Annotated in this window: 14 protein-coding genes, 2 tRNA genes and 2 rRNA genes; 6 read left to right on the top strand and 12 right to left on the bottom strand. The window is 40.0% G+C overall.

Going from position 1 to position 14,306, the window contains the following annotated elements; translation table 11 throughout:
* Positions 1–4 precede the first annotated feature (4 nt).
* The 3 genes from NST02_RS23605 to NST02_RS23615 all read left to right on the top strand — a co-directional run bounded on the left by NST02_RS23605 (position 5) and on the right by NST02_RS23615 (position 2,303).
* Positions 5–475, top strand: coding sequence for a hypothetical protein (locus NST02_RS23605; RefSeq protein WP_340949968.1), 471 nt, complete (start codon positions 5–7; stop codon positions 473–475).
* A 90-nt stretch (positions 476–565) separates the two neighbouring features.
* Positions 566–1,072: an ImmA/IrrE family metallo-endopeptidase gene (locus NST02_RS23610; RefSeq protein WP_340949969.1), complete on the top strand. Its 507-nt coding sequence runs from the start codon at positions 566–568 to the stop codon at positions 1,070–1,072.
* Entirely contained in the window at positions 1,050–2,303 is a 1,254-nt protein-coding gene (locus NST02_RS23615) for a tyrosine-type recombinase/integrase (protein ID WP_340949970.1), read from the top strand. Before NST02_RS23610 ends, NST02_RS23615 begins: the two co-directional genes overlap by 23 nt.
* A gap of 86 nt (positions 2,304–2,389) precedes the next feature.
* Here NST02_RS23615 and groL read toward each other — a convergent pair whose 3' ends face one another.
* Both groL and groES read right to left on the bottom strand, forming a co-directional pair.
* Complete coding sequence (groL, locus tag NST02_RS23620) at positions 2,390–4,024, bottom strand: chaperonin GroEL (protein ID WP_095312959.1); 1,635 nt, start codon at positions 4,022–4,024, stop codon at positions 2,390–2,392.
* 56 nt (positions 4,025–4,080) lie between these two features.
* Positions 4,081–4,368, bottom strand: a complete 288-nt coding sequence (groES, locus tag NST02_RS23625; RefSeq protein WP_095312961.1) for a co-chaperone GroES — start codon at positions 4,366–4,368, stop codon at positions 4,081–4,083.
* Positions 4,369–4,707: 339 nt separating this feature from the next.
* Between groES and NST02_RS23630 the strand changes: the two genes are divergently transcribed.
* Together NST02_RS23630 and NST02_RS23635 are read left to right on the top strand one after the other, a co-directional pair.
* On the top strand, positions 4,708–5,445 hold the full coding sequence (locus tag NST02_RS23630; protein WP_095312963.1) for a CPBP family intramembrane glutamic endopeptidase: 738 nt from the start codon (positions 4,708–4,710) through the stop codon (positions 5,443–5,445).
* A complete protein-coding gene (locus NST02_RS23635; protein WP_095312965.1) occupies positions 5,442–5,651 on the top strand; it encodes a YdiK family protein in 210 nt (69 codons plus the stop codon). Before NST02_RS23630 ends, NST02_RS23635 begins: the two co-directional genes overlap by 4 nt.
* A gap of 58 nt (positions 5,652–5,709) precedes the next feature.
* Here the strand turns inward: NST02_RS23635 and NST02_RS23640 are convergent, their stop codons facing one another.
* Complete coding sequence (locus NST02_RS23640) at positions 5,710–6,363, bottom strand: redox-sensing transcriptional repressor Rex (protein WP_095312967.1); 654 nt, start codon at positions 6,361–6,363, stop codon at positions 5,710–5,712.
* A 46-nt stretch (positions 6,364–6,409) separates the two neighbouring features.
* Complete coding sequence (gene moaC / locus NST02_RS23645; protein ID WP_137744879.1) at positions 6,410–6,904, bottom strand: cyclic pyranopterin monophosphate synthase MoaC; 495 nt, start codon at positions 6,902–6,904, stop codon at positions 6,410–6,412.
* Between the two features lie 198 nt (positions 6,905–7,102).
* Here moaC and NST02_RS23650 point away from each other — a divergent pair, with 198 nt between their 5' ends.
* Positions 7,103–9,025, top strand: a complete 1,923-nt coding sequence (locus tag NST02_RS23650) for an ABC-F family ATP-binding cassette domain-containing protein (protein WP_340950043.1) — start codon at positions 7,103–7,105, stop codon at positions 9,023–9,025.
* A 210-nt stretch (positions 9,026–9,235) separates the two neighbouring features.
* Here the strand turns inward: NST02_RS23650 and tsaD are convergent, their stop codons facing one another.
* The 8 genes from tsaD to NST02_RS23690 all read right to left on the bottom strand — a co-directional run.
* A complete protein-coding gene (gene tsaD, locus NST02_RS23655) occupies positions 9,236–10,255 on the bottom strand; it encodes a tRNA (adenosine(37)-N6)-threonylcarbamoyltransferase complex transferase subunit TsaD (protein ID WP_340949972.1) in 1,020 nt (339 codons plus the stop codon).
* On the bottom strand, positions 10,255–10,704 hold the full coding sequence (gene rimI / locus NST02_RS23660) for a ribosomal protein S18-alanine N-acetyltransferase (RefSeq protein ID WP_150917222.1): 450 nt from the start codon (positions 10,702–10,704) through the stop codon (positions 10,255–10,257). Before rimI ends, tsaD begins: the two co-directional genes overlap by 1 nt.
* 13 nt (positions 10,705–10,717) lie before the next feature.
* A complete protein-coding gene (gene tsaB, locus NST02_RS23665; RefSeq protein WP_212934347.1) occupies positions 10,718–11,425 on the bottom strand; it encodes a tRNA (adenosine(37)-N6)-threonylcarbamoyltransferase complex dimerization subunit type 1 TsaB in 708 nt (235 codons plus the stop codon).
* Complete coding sequence (gene tsaE, locus NST02_RS23670; RefSeq protein ID WP_095312976.1) at positions 11,422–11,877, bottom strand: tRNA (adenosine(37)-N6)-threonylcarbamoyltransferase complex ATPase subunit type 1 TsaE; 456 nt, start codon at positions 11,875–11,877, stop codon at positions 11,422–11,424. The genes tsaB and tsaE overlap by 4 nt, the downstream gene beginning before the upstream one ends.
* Before the next feature lie 316 nt (positions 11,878–12,193).
* Positions 12,194–12,270 (bottom strand) — tRNA-Asp (locus tag NST02_RS23675).
* A gap of 32 nt (positions 12,271–12,302) precedes the next feature.
* Positions 12,303–12,376 (bottom strand) — tRNA-Met (locus NST02_RS23680).
* 118 nt (positions 12,377–12,494) lie between these two features.
* Positions 12,495–12,611, bottom strand: a 5S ribosomal RNA gene (gene rrf / locus NST02_RS23685).
* A gap of 96 nt (positions 12,612–12,707) precedes the next feature.
* Positions 12,708–14,306 (bottom strand): 23S ribosomal RNA (locus NST02_RS23690); the annotation flags it as partial.

Genomic DNA, 14,306 nt, shown 5'->3' on the forward strand with positions numbered 1-14,306 from the left:
TAGATTGAAAAAAATCGCATTTATTTTATTATTGTCTATTTTACTAACAGGTTGTGGACAAAATGAATTGGATACATTTGTTGACGAATTTAATCAAAGCGCACGAAAATATGATACAACAGAATTAATGGAAAATGAATTTGGTAAGATTGAGTCAGAAGACGGGGAAGAATGGAGAAATCTTTTTGAATCAAAAGAATATTTAATTCGAGTCTATTATGAAAACAATAGCATTTCTGGTTACCATATTAATGTAGAGTCTGACACAACATCTATTGATAAGAAAGGAAAAGGATATAATGCTGTCCTAACACTCGCTGACACATTAGGGTTGAATATTAGTGACTTAGAGAAAGGGATGCAGGAAGGTTTCAATAAGGATTTTTACGAATACGAAGATGGAGATTATAAAGTTAGAATATATGTAATAAATATCATTTCTGCATCCATGGGTATTACAATTGAGAAAAAGTAATGTTTTTTCTATATAGGTGTACAAAAATATGTACACCATATTTTTTAACCTAATAAAGAACATATGTTTGTGAAAATTGGGGGAATGCCAATGTACACACATCTCGAAGATTATATTTTTGACCTTTATACATCAATAGGGGTATATACCCCCGCAGATTTAGACATGCATACTATTGCCAAGAAAATCGGAGTCAAGATTTCGTATAAAAGTAAGCCCTTTCGCTTCGATAATGAAATTATTTTAAATGAAGGTACTAAATGTGAAGAATGGATGGATTTTGGTCATGAAACGAGTCATTACTTAAGACACTGCGGCAATCAATTGAGTATGCCTAAATTATTTATAGATTTGCAGGAATGCCAAGCAACTCATTTCGCTTATCATTTCTGTGTACCTACTTTTATGCTGGACAACCTTCGTGTGAGAAATGTCTACGAAGTGATGAACCTGTTTAATGTTGATTTTGATTTTGCTCTTAAGCGACTTGAAATGTACAAAAATAGGCAGTATTACCGCAAAATGTGGCTGATACCTGCTAATAATAGAATCTTAGAAAGAAAGGAGAATTATTATGGCTTACTTTCAAAAAATTAAAGCCAATAATAAACAAGGGTATAAATGGAGATGTGTAAAAGATGGACCTCCCGATCCAGTAACTGGCGAACGTAAACAAATCTCCAGAAGAGCAGACACAAAAAAAGAAGCAGAAGCAAAAGTAGATGATGCACTTAGAAAATTATCAGAGCACGGGATAGACGAAAAAAAAATAAGAAATATTCCGTTTGAAACCGTCGCTTGGGAATGGTTAGACACATACAAAAGGACAAAAGTAAAAACGAGCACAGTCCGAGTTAGAGAAAAAGAAATAAAAATAATCCTAAAGTATTATGCAAAAGTAAATATTGATAAAGTTACCTCTCGTATGCATCAAAAGATGTTAAATGACCTAAATGACACCGGATATGCTGTTAAAGGAAAAAATGGAGATATCATCTATAAACCTTACACAAAAACAACCATTGAGGGTGTACATACAACAGCAGGTATGATTTTTAAGTATGCAATTAGACAAAAAATGAGAAATGATAATCCATGTGTTGGAGCTGTAATTCCAGAAAAGAAGTTGACTGTTGAGGATATCGAAAATAATTCCATTACGGATAAATATCTTGAACATGAAGAATTAACAGAATTCCTAAATGCAGTGAAAGAACATGGGATGGAGTTTGATCTAGAACGATTTTATTTACTAGCATTTTCGGGGATGCGCTCCGGAGAGTTATGTGCTCTTAAATGGTCGGATATCAATTTTGAAACGAATGAAATCCGAGTGACGAAAACAATATATAATCCTGACAATAACATGCAAAATTATGAATTGACTCCTCCAAAAACAAAAGGATCGATTCGAACCTTTGACATGGACGAGGATATTATGAAGTTATTAAAGGCTCATAAAGTCAAACAAAATAAAATTAAACTACAAAAAAGGAACGATCCTAATTATCATGATGGGAATTTTGTGTTTTGCCGAGAAAATGGATACCCATTTATCCAAAAAACACTCATTATTAGGATGAATCGTATCTTAAAGAAGACTTCGATCACCAAGCGTGCTACTCCTCATATCTTTCGTCATACACATATATCCATGCTGGCCGAGGCAGAAGTTGATTTGGCAACTGTCATGAAACGTGTAGGCCATGACGACGAAAAAACAACCTTAAAGATTTATACGCATGTTACGGAAAAGATGAAAAAGAATGCAAACGAGAAGATTAAAAACTATTTCAGTGACGTTTTGAAAAACGTAAAAATGCAATAAATGTGACTGAAATGTGATTTTATACAAAAAGAAGGCTGGATAAACAGCCTTCTTTCCTTGATATATAAGGGTTTTGTTGATGTAGACTACATCATGCCGCCCATTCCACCCATTCCGCCCATGTCAGGCATTGCAGCGCCGCCAGCGTTTTCTTCTGGCTTGTCAGCGACAACCGCTTCTGTTGTTAAGAACATAGCAGCGACTGAACCTGCGTTTTGAAGTGCAGAACGTGTTACTTTTGTTGGGTCCACGATACCAGCGTCGATCATGTTTACCCATTCGTTTGTTGCAGCGTTGAAGCCAACTCCGATTTCTTCGTGCTTTAAGCGCTCAACAACGACAGATCCTTCAAGACCAGCGTTTGCAGCGATTGTGCGAACTGGTTCTTCGATGGCACGAAGGACGATGTTAACACCTGTTTGCTCATCGCCTTCTGCTTGAATAGCAGCGACTTTATTGTATACATTAAGTAGGGCAACGCCACCACCAGATACAATACCTTCTTCAACTGCAGCGCGAGTTGAGTTTAATGCATCTTCAATGCGAAGCTTGCGCTCTTTAAGCTCAGTTTCTGTTGCAGCACCCACTTTAACAACTGCTACTCCACCAGCTAATTTAGCAAGACGCTCTTGTAATTTTTCACGGTCAAATTCAGAAGTTGTTTCTTCCATTTGAGCACGGATTTGTGCAACGCGTGAAGAAATTTGCGCTGAATCTCCAGCACCTTCCACGATTGTTGTATTTTCTTTTGTAACGACAACTTTAGCTGCACGTCCAAGATGCTCAATTGTTGTAGATTTAAGCTCTAATCCTAGATCTTCTGTGATGACAGAACCACCAGTTAGGATAGCGATATCTTCAAGCATTGCTTTACGACGGTCACCAAATCCTGGAGCTTTTACCGCTACAGCATTGAATGTACCACGTAGCTTATTCAATACTAATGTTGGAAGAGCTTCACCTTCAACATCTTCAGCAATTAATAATAATGGCTTGCCTTGTTGAACTACTTGCTCAAGCACTGGTAAAATTTCTTGGATGTTGCTGATTTTCTTATCAGTAATTAAGATATATGGATTTTCTAGAACTGCTTCCATTTTGTCTGAGTCTGTTACCATGTATGGAGATGCATATCCACGATCGAATTGCATACCTTCTACTACATCAAGTTCTGTCGTAAATCCTTTAGACTCTTCAATTGTGATAACGCCGTCGTTACCAACACGCTCCATTGCTTCTGCGATTAGTTTTCCTACTTCTTCGTCAGCAGCAGAAATCGCAGCAACTTGAGCGATTGCTTCTTTGTTTTCAACTGGCTTGGAAATAGCATTTAATTCTTCAACAGCAGTAGCAACAGCTTTTTCAATTCCTTTACGGATAACCATTGGGTTAGCACCAGCGGTTACGTTCTTTAAGCCTTCACGAATCATCGCTTGTGCAAGTACTGTAGCTGTAGTTGTTCCGTCCCCAGCAACATCATTCGTCTTGCTTGCAACTTCAGCAACTAGCTTTGCTCCCATGTTTTCAAAAGCATCTTCTAATTCGATTTCTTTTGCAATGGTTACACCGTCATTTGTAATTAACGGAGATCCGTATTTTTTCTCAAGAACCACGTTACGACCTTTTGGTCCAAGGGTTACTTTCACTGCATCTGCAAGAGCATCTACACCACGTAGCATCGCGCGGCGAGCATCTTCACTGAATTTAATCTCTTTTGCCATTTGAAAAAAACCTCCTTAAATAATGTTTATATTAAAACAGCCATAATTTTAAAATCTTATTCGCCGACAACAGCTAAGATGTCATTTTCACGTAAAATTAAATACTCTTGACCTTGATACTTCACTTCTGTACCAGAGTATTTTGAGAAGATAATGCGATCACCTACTGAAACTTCAAGAGCTACACGCTCACCGTTGTCTAGTACACGACCAGTACCAACAGCTACAATTTTTCCTTCTTGAGGCTTTTCTTTAGCTGAATCTGGTAAAACGATACCGCTTGCAGTTTTTTCTTCCGTTTCAACAAGCTCAATAACAATGCGATCACCTAATGGCTTTAACAAGTGAAACAACCTCCTCAATTAATATTATGTAATATTTATTAGCACTCGCACACTTTGAGTGCTAACACAATTAATATATTAATGAATTCTCTTTTTTTTTGCAAGTATCATGCACGATTTTTTTAAAAAATTAACACAAATTTTTACATGAATTTTCAGATCGTACTACGCTTCATTTCCTGCCGGTTCTTTCTTGTGTATAACCTTTCAAAGTATGTACTACTTTTGAAAAAATATCCATCGACAAATATTTTAAGGCAACTATTTGTACGTTTAGCAATTTTATTAGTAGAATGGTTTTAGTGCATCATTAGTTAGGTTTAAAAGGGGAATCATAATTTGAAAAAAGAATATTGGTACATTTTAATCATTTACATTACGATGCAACTTTCAACTTTTGTTGGGGTGCCGGCTTTAACATTTGGCGGCGTGCTAATTGGATATAGTATTGAGGAGATGGCTGTTTACGCTGTCGTTATTTGGATTGTCTTCAGCTTTTCCGTAGCCTTGCTCGCGACTTTATTCCTTTTGCGTAAAGAAATGAAGCAACCAAGCTTGGATCGAGAGACTGCTTCTGTTTCAGCCTCAATCTTTTGGGCGATCGCTGGTGTATTTCTCGCGTTATTTGCTCAAGGGTTAGCTGCCAATATTGAAAGTTGGTTAGGAATAGATATGGGCTCTGAAAATACACAGCAAATCCTCTCTTTGATTGAATCCTTTCCAGTTGTTGTCATTGTCAGTTCTGTTATTGGACCCATTCTGGAAGAAATCGTTTTTCGTAAAATTATTTTCGGCTCACTTTATAAGCGGCTGAACTTTTTTCTCTCAGCCATAATAAGCTCCATTATTTTTGCCTTAGCCCATGCAGAAATCGAACATTTATTGCTTTACTCAGCAATGGGCTTCACCTTTGCTTTTCTTTATATTAAAACAAAACGAATTATTGTTCCAATCATTGCTCATGTTGCCATGAACACCTTTGTTGTTCTCGTGCAATCTGTTTTTAAAGAAGATATTGAACGAATGCTACGAGAAGCAGAATCTATTCAGAGCTTCATTGGAGGTCTTTTTCTATGATACGAACACCTTTGTTCTCAGGTATCCTTTATATTGTTCTTGGACTTTTATTTACCTATTTTGCCGTCCAGGATGTTCAGCGTAATGGCGAATGGGGAATTTTCACCTATTTATTCGTCATTTTAGCTACCTTTGATTTCGGAAGTGGGATTCGAATGGTTCTCTTTCACTTCAAAGTAAAAGCCATTCAAAAAGATAAAAAATAAACAGCATAAAAAAAGGCATGAACTTAGTTATACCGAGTCCATGCCTTTTGTCATAAAATTATTCCTCTTCCTCATCTACTCCATAATGCTTAAGGAAATACACCAATGATTGAAGCTCCACAGCCAGATCAATATGGTGAACTCTTGTTGTCGCCGGTACGGTTAGTCTTGCCGGTGTAAAATTAAGGATTCCTTTAACATTAGCTGCTACGAGTCGGTCTGTAATCGTCTGGGCAAATGGAGCTGGTACCGTTAAAATTGCTACTGTAATGCCCATTTCTGTAATTATTTTTTCAAGCTCGTCCATATGATGAATAGGAACATCCCCGATCGATGTACCGATCTTCGCCTCTTCAACATCAAAGCCAACAGCAATTTTTGTATTATTATTTTTCAAGAAATTATAATGAAGCAGCGCAGTACCTAGATTTCCGACACCAATCAACGCAACTTTTGTTAACTCATCTTGATCAAGGGTCTTACGAAAAAAGGTTAGCAAATAATTAACATTATAACCATAGCCTTTTTTTCCTAAGGCACCGAAATAGGAGAAATCTCTCCGGATTGTTGCTGAATCTACCTTCACCGCTTCACTTAGCTCAGCAGAGGAAACCCTCTGTTTTCCTGAAGAATGTAAATTCTTTAAAAAGCGATAATATAACGGTAGTCTCTTTGCCGTTGCTTGAGGTATTTTCACTGTATCGTTACTCATTTTATTTCCCCCACCCCTATATAGTCCTTTTTTAACGAGTTAAACCTTATCTTACTTCTTCTTCCCTTTTAAAATCGCCGTTTTTCCCACCAGTTTTTTCCACTAAATACGTTTGACCAATAACCATGCCCTTGTCAACAGCCTTACACATATCATACACTGTCAGAGCGCAAATCGAAGCCGCTGTTAACGCTTCCATTTCTACTCCCGTATTTCCTTTTGTCTTAACAGATGCAGTAATTTTTAACTCATAATTCTCATCTTTTATTACCCACTTGAATGAAATATTCACTCCTGTCAAGGGAAGCGGATGACACATTGGTATAATATCCGCTGTTTTCTTACAAGCCATAATTCCTGCTACTTGAGCAACTGCAAGTACATCCCCTTTTTTATTTTGCTGCTGGGTAATTTGCTCGTAAATTTGTTTATTTACTGTAATACTAGAGTTAGCAATTGCCGTTCTTACGGTTTCCTTCTTATTGCTAACATCGACCATTTTTGCTCTGCCTTCTTCATTAAAATGGGTAAACTCTGCCATTATCAAACACCTCACTTCAAATGATACACTATTTTGTGATCTTTGTGAAAACATTGTTATTATCTTCACAATAAATTTTTCCTTTCACGAGGAAAAAAAGTGTCTCGTAATAAAGAAGAGTGTCAGGAAAAATCTTCTTTAATTGCTGTTCTTAATGTTCTACGTTACACTATTCCTAGACATACTGAGGTGAAACGAATGATACTATTACAAGTCAATCAACTATCAAAATCATATGGGGCTGACCCCATTTTAACGAATATAAAACTTGAGGTACAAACAAAGGATCGGATTGCACTCGTTGGACGAAATGGTGCTGGAAAATCAACACTCCTGAAAATTATCGCTGGACAGCTGTCTTATGAAAGTGGCGAAATTATTAAACCAAAAGGTGTCGAGATTGGATATTTAGCACAAACCACCGGACTGGAATCGGATTATTCCATTTGGGATGAAATGTTGACGGTGTTCCAGCATTTGAAATCACAGGAACGTACGCTGAGGCAATTGGAAGAAAAAATGGCTGATCCGGCTATCTTCAATCATTCAACTGAGTACGAAAAAATTATAAAAGAGTATGATCAGCTGCAAGTATCCTACAAAGAAAACGGTGGCTATCAGTACGAAGCAGATATTCGCTCTGTCTTGCATGGATTAAATTTCCATTCATTTGATTACTCAACAAAAATTTCGAGTTTGAGCGGCGGACAAAAAACAAGACTCGCCTTAGGAAAGCTATTGCTAACGAAACCTGATATTTTAATTCTTGATGAACCGACAAACCATCTTGATATCGACACTCTTTCATGGCTGGAAAACTACTTACAGAGCTATTCTGGTGCTATTCTTATCGTTTCCCATGATCGCTACTTCCTAGATAAAGTCGTGAACCAAGTGTATGAAATTTCGCGTTTAAACATCACAAGATATACAGGGAATTATAGTGCGTATCTAGAACAAAAGGCATTGAACTACGAGCGCGAGATGAAGCAATATGAGAAACAGCAGGAAGAAATCGCTAAACTTCAAGACTTTATCCAACGCAACTTGGCACGCGCTTCCACAACTAAAAGGGCGCAGAGTCGCAGAAAACAATTAGAACGAATGCAAGTGATGGACAGGCCTCTTGGTGATGAAAAGTCAGCCTCATTCGGCTTTGACATCGAAAGACAAAGTGGAAATGACGTATTAAAAGTAGACTCTTTAGCAATCGGTTACGACAGTGAAAAAATTAGTGAAGGGCTCTCCTTTCGCCTCACAAGGGGAGACAGTATTGCCCTTGTTGGCCCAAATGGAATTGGCAAATCCACTCTATTAAAAACAATTATCGGTCGATTACCCCAACTGGCTGGTGATATTCACTTTGGTTCAAACGTAACTATCGGCTATTATGATCAGGAGCAGGCTGAATTAACATCCAATAAAAGGGTTTTAAATGAATTGTGGGACGACTATCCTTTAATGAACGAAAAGGATATTCGCACAGTATTAGGGAATTTTCTTTTCTCTGGAGATGATGTATTAAAAACTGTCTCAACTTTAAGCGGTGGTGAAAAAGCGCGACTAGCTTTAGCCAAACTAATGATGAAAAAGGCTAATTTTCTTATTTTAGATGAACCGACAAACCATCTTGATTTAGACAGCAAAGAAGTATTGGAAAACTCTTTAATTGATTACCCTGGAACCATTTTATTTGTATCACACGATCGCTATTTTATTAATCGGATTGCGACAAAAGTATTGGAGCTTAGCCCCCATTCCGCAACCGAATTTCTCGGTGACTATGACTATTTTGTTGAGAAAAAGCTTGAATTTGAAGAGTTAAAAGCATTGGAACAAAAAAATATATCAACAGCAGGTTCACAAATAAAGCAAGAAAAGACAAGTTATCAACAGGATAAAGAAGCAAAAAAAATAGAACGGCAAAGAAAAAGAAGAATAGAAGAAATCGAACAACTGATTGAGGAGCTCGAAGGAAAAATTGAAAAAAATGAACAATTGCTGTGCGAGCCTGAAATTTTTCAGGATCACGAGAAGGTTTTAAACCTTACTACAGAAACAGAGCAGGCAAAAGAACAGCTGGATCATCTCCTTGAAGAATGGACTGAATTGGCAGAATAATTTTCAGAATGAAGCACCGGGATAGCAACACTATCCCGGTTTTTATTTTCCACATATTTGTCCACATTTAAAACCCTTATATTAATGCCCTCCACAAACTTTTCCACATTATCCACAAAAAATCATCTATTTATCCACATTTTCCACAAGGAATAAGGTCTTATCCACAGAAAAACCCGATTGCTCGGGTTTTTCTCGCTGTTGTATTTATTAGTTGTGAATCGTAATATCTAAGCCTGGGTTTGCATTTAAATCAAGCTTTGCACGTTGCCCTTTATCATAAAAGATACTTCCCGCTGCAGCAATCATTGCTGCATTATCCGTGCACAAATACAACGGCGGAATCACTAGTTCAACTTTTTCTGTGGAAAACGCTTCTTCCAACCTTGTTCTTAGTCCTTTATTCGCAGCTACTCCGCCAGCCAACAATACTTGTTTAACATTATATTCCCTTGTTGCTTTTAATGTTTTCGTAACTAACACATCAATGACACTTTCTTGAAAGCTAGCGGCTAGATTTTCAGGAATTAGCTTCTCTCCACGTTGTTCAGCATTGTGGACAGTGTTGATAACTGCCGATTTTAATCCGCTGAAACTAAAATCATACGAATCCTCTTCCAGCCATGCTCTCGGCAATGGAATCGTCGCCTCTCCAGCCTGTGCCATTTTATCAATATGTGGCCCACCTGGATATGGGAGGTTTAGCGTTCTTGCAACTTTATCATAAGCCTCTCCAGCAGCGTCATCCCTTGTTTCCCCAATTACTTCAAAATGGCCATGCTCCTTCATATATACTAGTTCAGTATGTCCACCAGAGACCACTAGTGCTAATAGCGGAAATTTCATTTCTGCCACAATTCGGTTGGCGTATATATGACCAGCAATATGATGTACGGGAACTAACGGTATTCCATGTGCAAACGCTAAAGCCTTCGCAGCATTAACACCAATTAGCAATGCCCCAACAAGTCCAGGCCCCTCTGTTACAGCAATTGCATCCATGTCCTTAAACTCTAAATTAGCCTTTGTTAGCGCCTCTTCCAATACAATCGTCAATTGTTCAACATGATGCCTTGATGCAATTTCAGGAACAACTCCGCCAAAGCGCTTATGGCTGTCAATTTGTGACGCAACGACATTCGCGATGATTTCTCGACCATTTTTTATAATCGCTACAGCGGTCTCATCACAGCTTGTCTCAATTCCCATAATATATTGTTCTTTTTTCATTACAAATTCACCCACATTACTAATGCATCTTCATGATTATCGGTATAATAGCTTTTTCGGATTCCTCCATTTTGAAAGCCAAGTTTGCGATAGAGAGATTGGGCAATATGATTGGACACTCTTACTTCCAATGTCATTGTCTTCGCACCCTTTTCCTTCGCAATCTCCATTACTTTCTTTAATAGCGCCTCCCCTAATTTTTTACCGCGGTACTTCGGCAGTACAGCAATATTGGTAATATGTGCTTCATCAACAATAATCCATACCCCACAATATCCAAAAACCCCATCCTCATCCTCTAATACCGTATATAACGCAAATCGATTTTTCGTTAATTCATTTACAAACGATTCTCGGCTCCAAGGACTGGTAAAGGACTCATTTTCTATGAACACAATTTGATCGATATCCTTCTCTTCCATCTCACGAAATGTAAGTTGTTTAGTCATTTCTCTCTCTTCCTTAGTTAGAGTTCTTTGCTTTGTTCGCTTCGATCCATTTAGCTTCCGCTTCCGCCAGTCGAATATAGTTCGGGGCAAAGGAATGAATATCAACGCCATTTCTATGCATACCGAGAAAGGCTAGCTCCGCAGGCCGTGGATTTTGCTCGGTGATTTCAGCAAATTGAGCCTTCTCCCCCATTATTTCCGCGATTACATCTTGATGTAAAGGCAGGTCATTCCCTACAAAAAGAATTGGCTCTGAAAAAGAATACAACTGGTCCGCCCAGTCTCGCGATTGAAGAATTTGGTCGCTTTCTACCGTTTCTAACTTTCCTTTTTTATATTGATACAAACCTGTATAAATTTGTCCACGTCTCCCATCAAAAAGAGGTGAGACCGCTCCCGAAAAGTATCTTCCAACAGCGGCTGCTAATATTTCTAAGCTAGACACTCCAACGAGTGGAATATTTAATGTCCAAGCTAACGTCTTTGCAATTGTCACACCTATCCTTACACCTGTATAGGAGCCGGGGCCTTGGGCAACCACAATTTTGTTAATATCTTTTGCAGTAAGATCGCAATCTCTTAATAATGTTTCAATTGAAGGCATCACACGAATGGAATGATTCTTCTTTACATTCGTTATATATTCTCCAATTACCTTCTCTTCATCGATGACGGCAATTCCTAAAGCGTAATTTGATGTATCAATGGCTAAAACCTTCATATTCCTAACTCCTTACATAATTCCTCATAACGGGCACCCTGTGGCATCAACGTAATTAACCTTGTATCATTGGCTCCATGCCTTAAACGAATCATTAACTTATCTTTTGGGAGCTGCTCTTCAATTAAATGGGCCCATTCAACAACGGTCACTCCATCTCCTTCAAAATATTCATCAAAGCCTAAATCTTCATCCGAATCCTCTAATCGATAAACATCCATATGATACAGTGGGAGAGCTCCATTATACTCTTTAATAATTGTAAATGTTGGACTGTTGACCGTTTTCTTTATGTGCAACCCTTCAGCTAATCCCTTTGTAAAAGTGGTTTTCCCCGCGCCTAAATCTCCTTCTAAGGTAATGACATCCTGCGGCTTTAATAGAGCAGCTAATCGTTTTGCCAACTCCATTGTTTCGGCAGGATTTTTCGAAGTAATTGTATATTCACTCATATTCATATATCACCTGAATCTATTTAAAATATAAACATCGTTGTTTTTACATTATCGCACTAAACATTATGTGCTGTTTTAAACTATTTTACTTTCTCAAATATATGTGCTGCATTCAATTGTATAAAACAGTGCTGATTAAAAATGCAACAGATATGAAAAAACCTTAGGACTTCTGCTCCTAAGGATGTTTTTAGTACTTGTAAGACAAGTAACTTTCCTCTATCTGTAGTTTACCTTAAATCACAAGAATGAGCAAAAACATGCGTATACACATAAAAAAAAACGAAACTAAGTTTCGTTTTACACTCATAAATGGCGGTCCGGACGGGACTCGAACCCGCGACCTCCTGCGTGACAGGCAGGCATTCTAACCAACTGAACTACCGGACCAAAGTAGTTTCAGCTTTGTTGAAACTACTCGATTGCGGAGGCAGGATTTGAACCTGCGACCTTCGGGTTATGAGCCCGACGAGCTACCAGACTGCTCCACCCCGCGATAATAATATTAAGTAGCTTATGCTTCTAGCATGGTAAAGGACTGTTCCGATTTCAGTTAGTACTTCCAAGAAGACGCCTAATCGGTATGATTCGCAATTCTTTAATTAAGATGTTTCGCCCGGCAACGTCCTACTCTCACAAGGGGACAGCCCCTCACTACCATCGGCGCTGAGAAGCTTAACTTCCGTGTTCGGTATGGGAACGGGTGTGACCTTCTCGCTATCGTCACCGGACTATTTGATTGAAGGAAATCGATTTTGCTTACGCAAAAAGCTTTGTCCCTTCAAAACTAGATAATGGATGAAGAAGAAAAAGACCGAGTAACCTATTTGGTTAAGTCCTCGAACGATTAGTATCAGTCAGCTCCACATGTCACCATGCTTCCACCTCTGACCTATCAACCTGATCATCTTTCAGGGTTCTTACTAGCTTGCGCTATGGGAAATCTCATCTTGAGGGGGGCTTCATGCTTAGATGCTTTCAGCACTTATCCCTTCCGCACATAGCTACCCAGCGATGCTCTTGGCAGAACAACTGGTACACCAGCGGTGCGTCCATCCCGGTCCTCTCGTACTAAGGACAGCTCCTCTCAAATTTCCTACGCCCACGACGGATAGGGACCGAACTGTCTCACGACGTTCTGAACCCAGCTCGCGTACCGCTTTAATGGGCGAACAGCCCAACCCTTGGGACCGACTACAGCCCCAGGATGCGATGAGCCGACATCGAGGTGCCAAACCTCCCCGTCGATGTGGACTCTTGGGGGAGATAAGCCTGTTATCCCCGGGGTAGCTTTTATCCGTTGAGCGATGGCCCTTCCATGCGGAACCACCGGATCACTAAGCCCGACTTTCGTCCCTGCTCGACTTGTAGGTCTCGCAGTCAAGCTCCCTTGTGCCTTTACACTCTGCGAATGATTTCCAACCATTCTGAGGGAACCTTTGGGCGCCTCCGTTACATTTTAGGAGGCGACCGCCCCAGTCAAACTGCCCACCTGACACTGTCTCCCTGCCCGATAAGGGCAGCGGGTTAGAAGGTCAATACAGCCAGGGTAGTATCCCACCGATGCCTCCACCGAAGCTAGCGCTCCGGTTTCCAAGGCTCCTACCTATCCTGTACAAGCTGTACCAACATTCAATATCAGGCTGCAGTAAAGCTCCACGGGGTCTTTCCGTCCTGTCGCGGGTAACCTGCATCTTCACAGGTACTATAATTTCACCGAGTCTCTCGTTGAGACAGTGCCCAGATCGTTGCGCCTTTCGTGCGGGTCGGAACTTACCCGACAAGGAATTTCGCTACCTTAGGACCGTTATAGTTACGGCCGCCGTTTACTGGGGCTTCAATTCGCACCTTCGCTTACGCTAAGCGCTCCTCTTAACCTTCCAGCACCGGGCAGGCGTCAGCCCCTATACTTCGCCTTACGGCTTCGCAGAGACCTGTGTTTTTGCTAAACAGTCGCCTGGGCCTATTCACTGCGGCTTCTCGGGGCTTTAACACCCTAAGAAGCACCCCTTCTCCCGAAGTTACGGGGTCATTTTGCCGAGTTCCTTAACGAGAGTTCTCTCGATCACCTTAGGATTCTCTCCTCGCCTACCTGTGTCGGTTTGCGGTACGGGCACCTCTCACCTCGCTAGAGGCTTTTCTTGGCAGTGTGGAATCAGGAACTTCGCTACTAAATTTCGCTCGCCATCACAGCTCAGCCTTTACGGGAAACGGATTTGCCTATTTCCCAGCCTAACTGCTTGGACGCGGATATCCAATACCGCGCTTACCCTATCCTCCTGCGTCCCCCCATTGCTCAAATGGTGAGGAGGTGGTACAGGAATATCAACCTGTTGTCCATCGCCTACGCCTTTCGGCCTCGGCTTAGGTCCCGACTAACCCTGAGCGGACGAGCCTTCCTCAGGAAACCTTAGGCATTCGGTGGA

The organism is Robertmurraya sp. FSL W8-0741 (assembly GCF_038004005.1).
Classification (GTDB): Bacteria; Bacillota; Bacilli; order Bacillales; family Cytobacillaceae; genus Robertmurraya; species Robertmurraya siralis.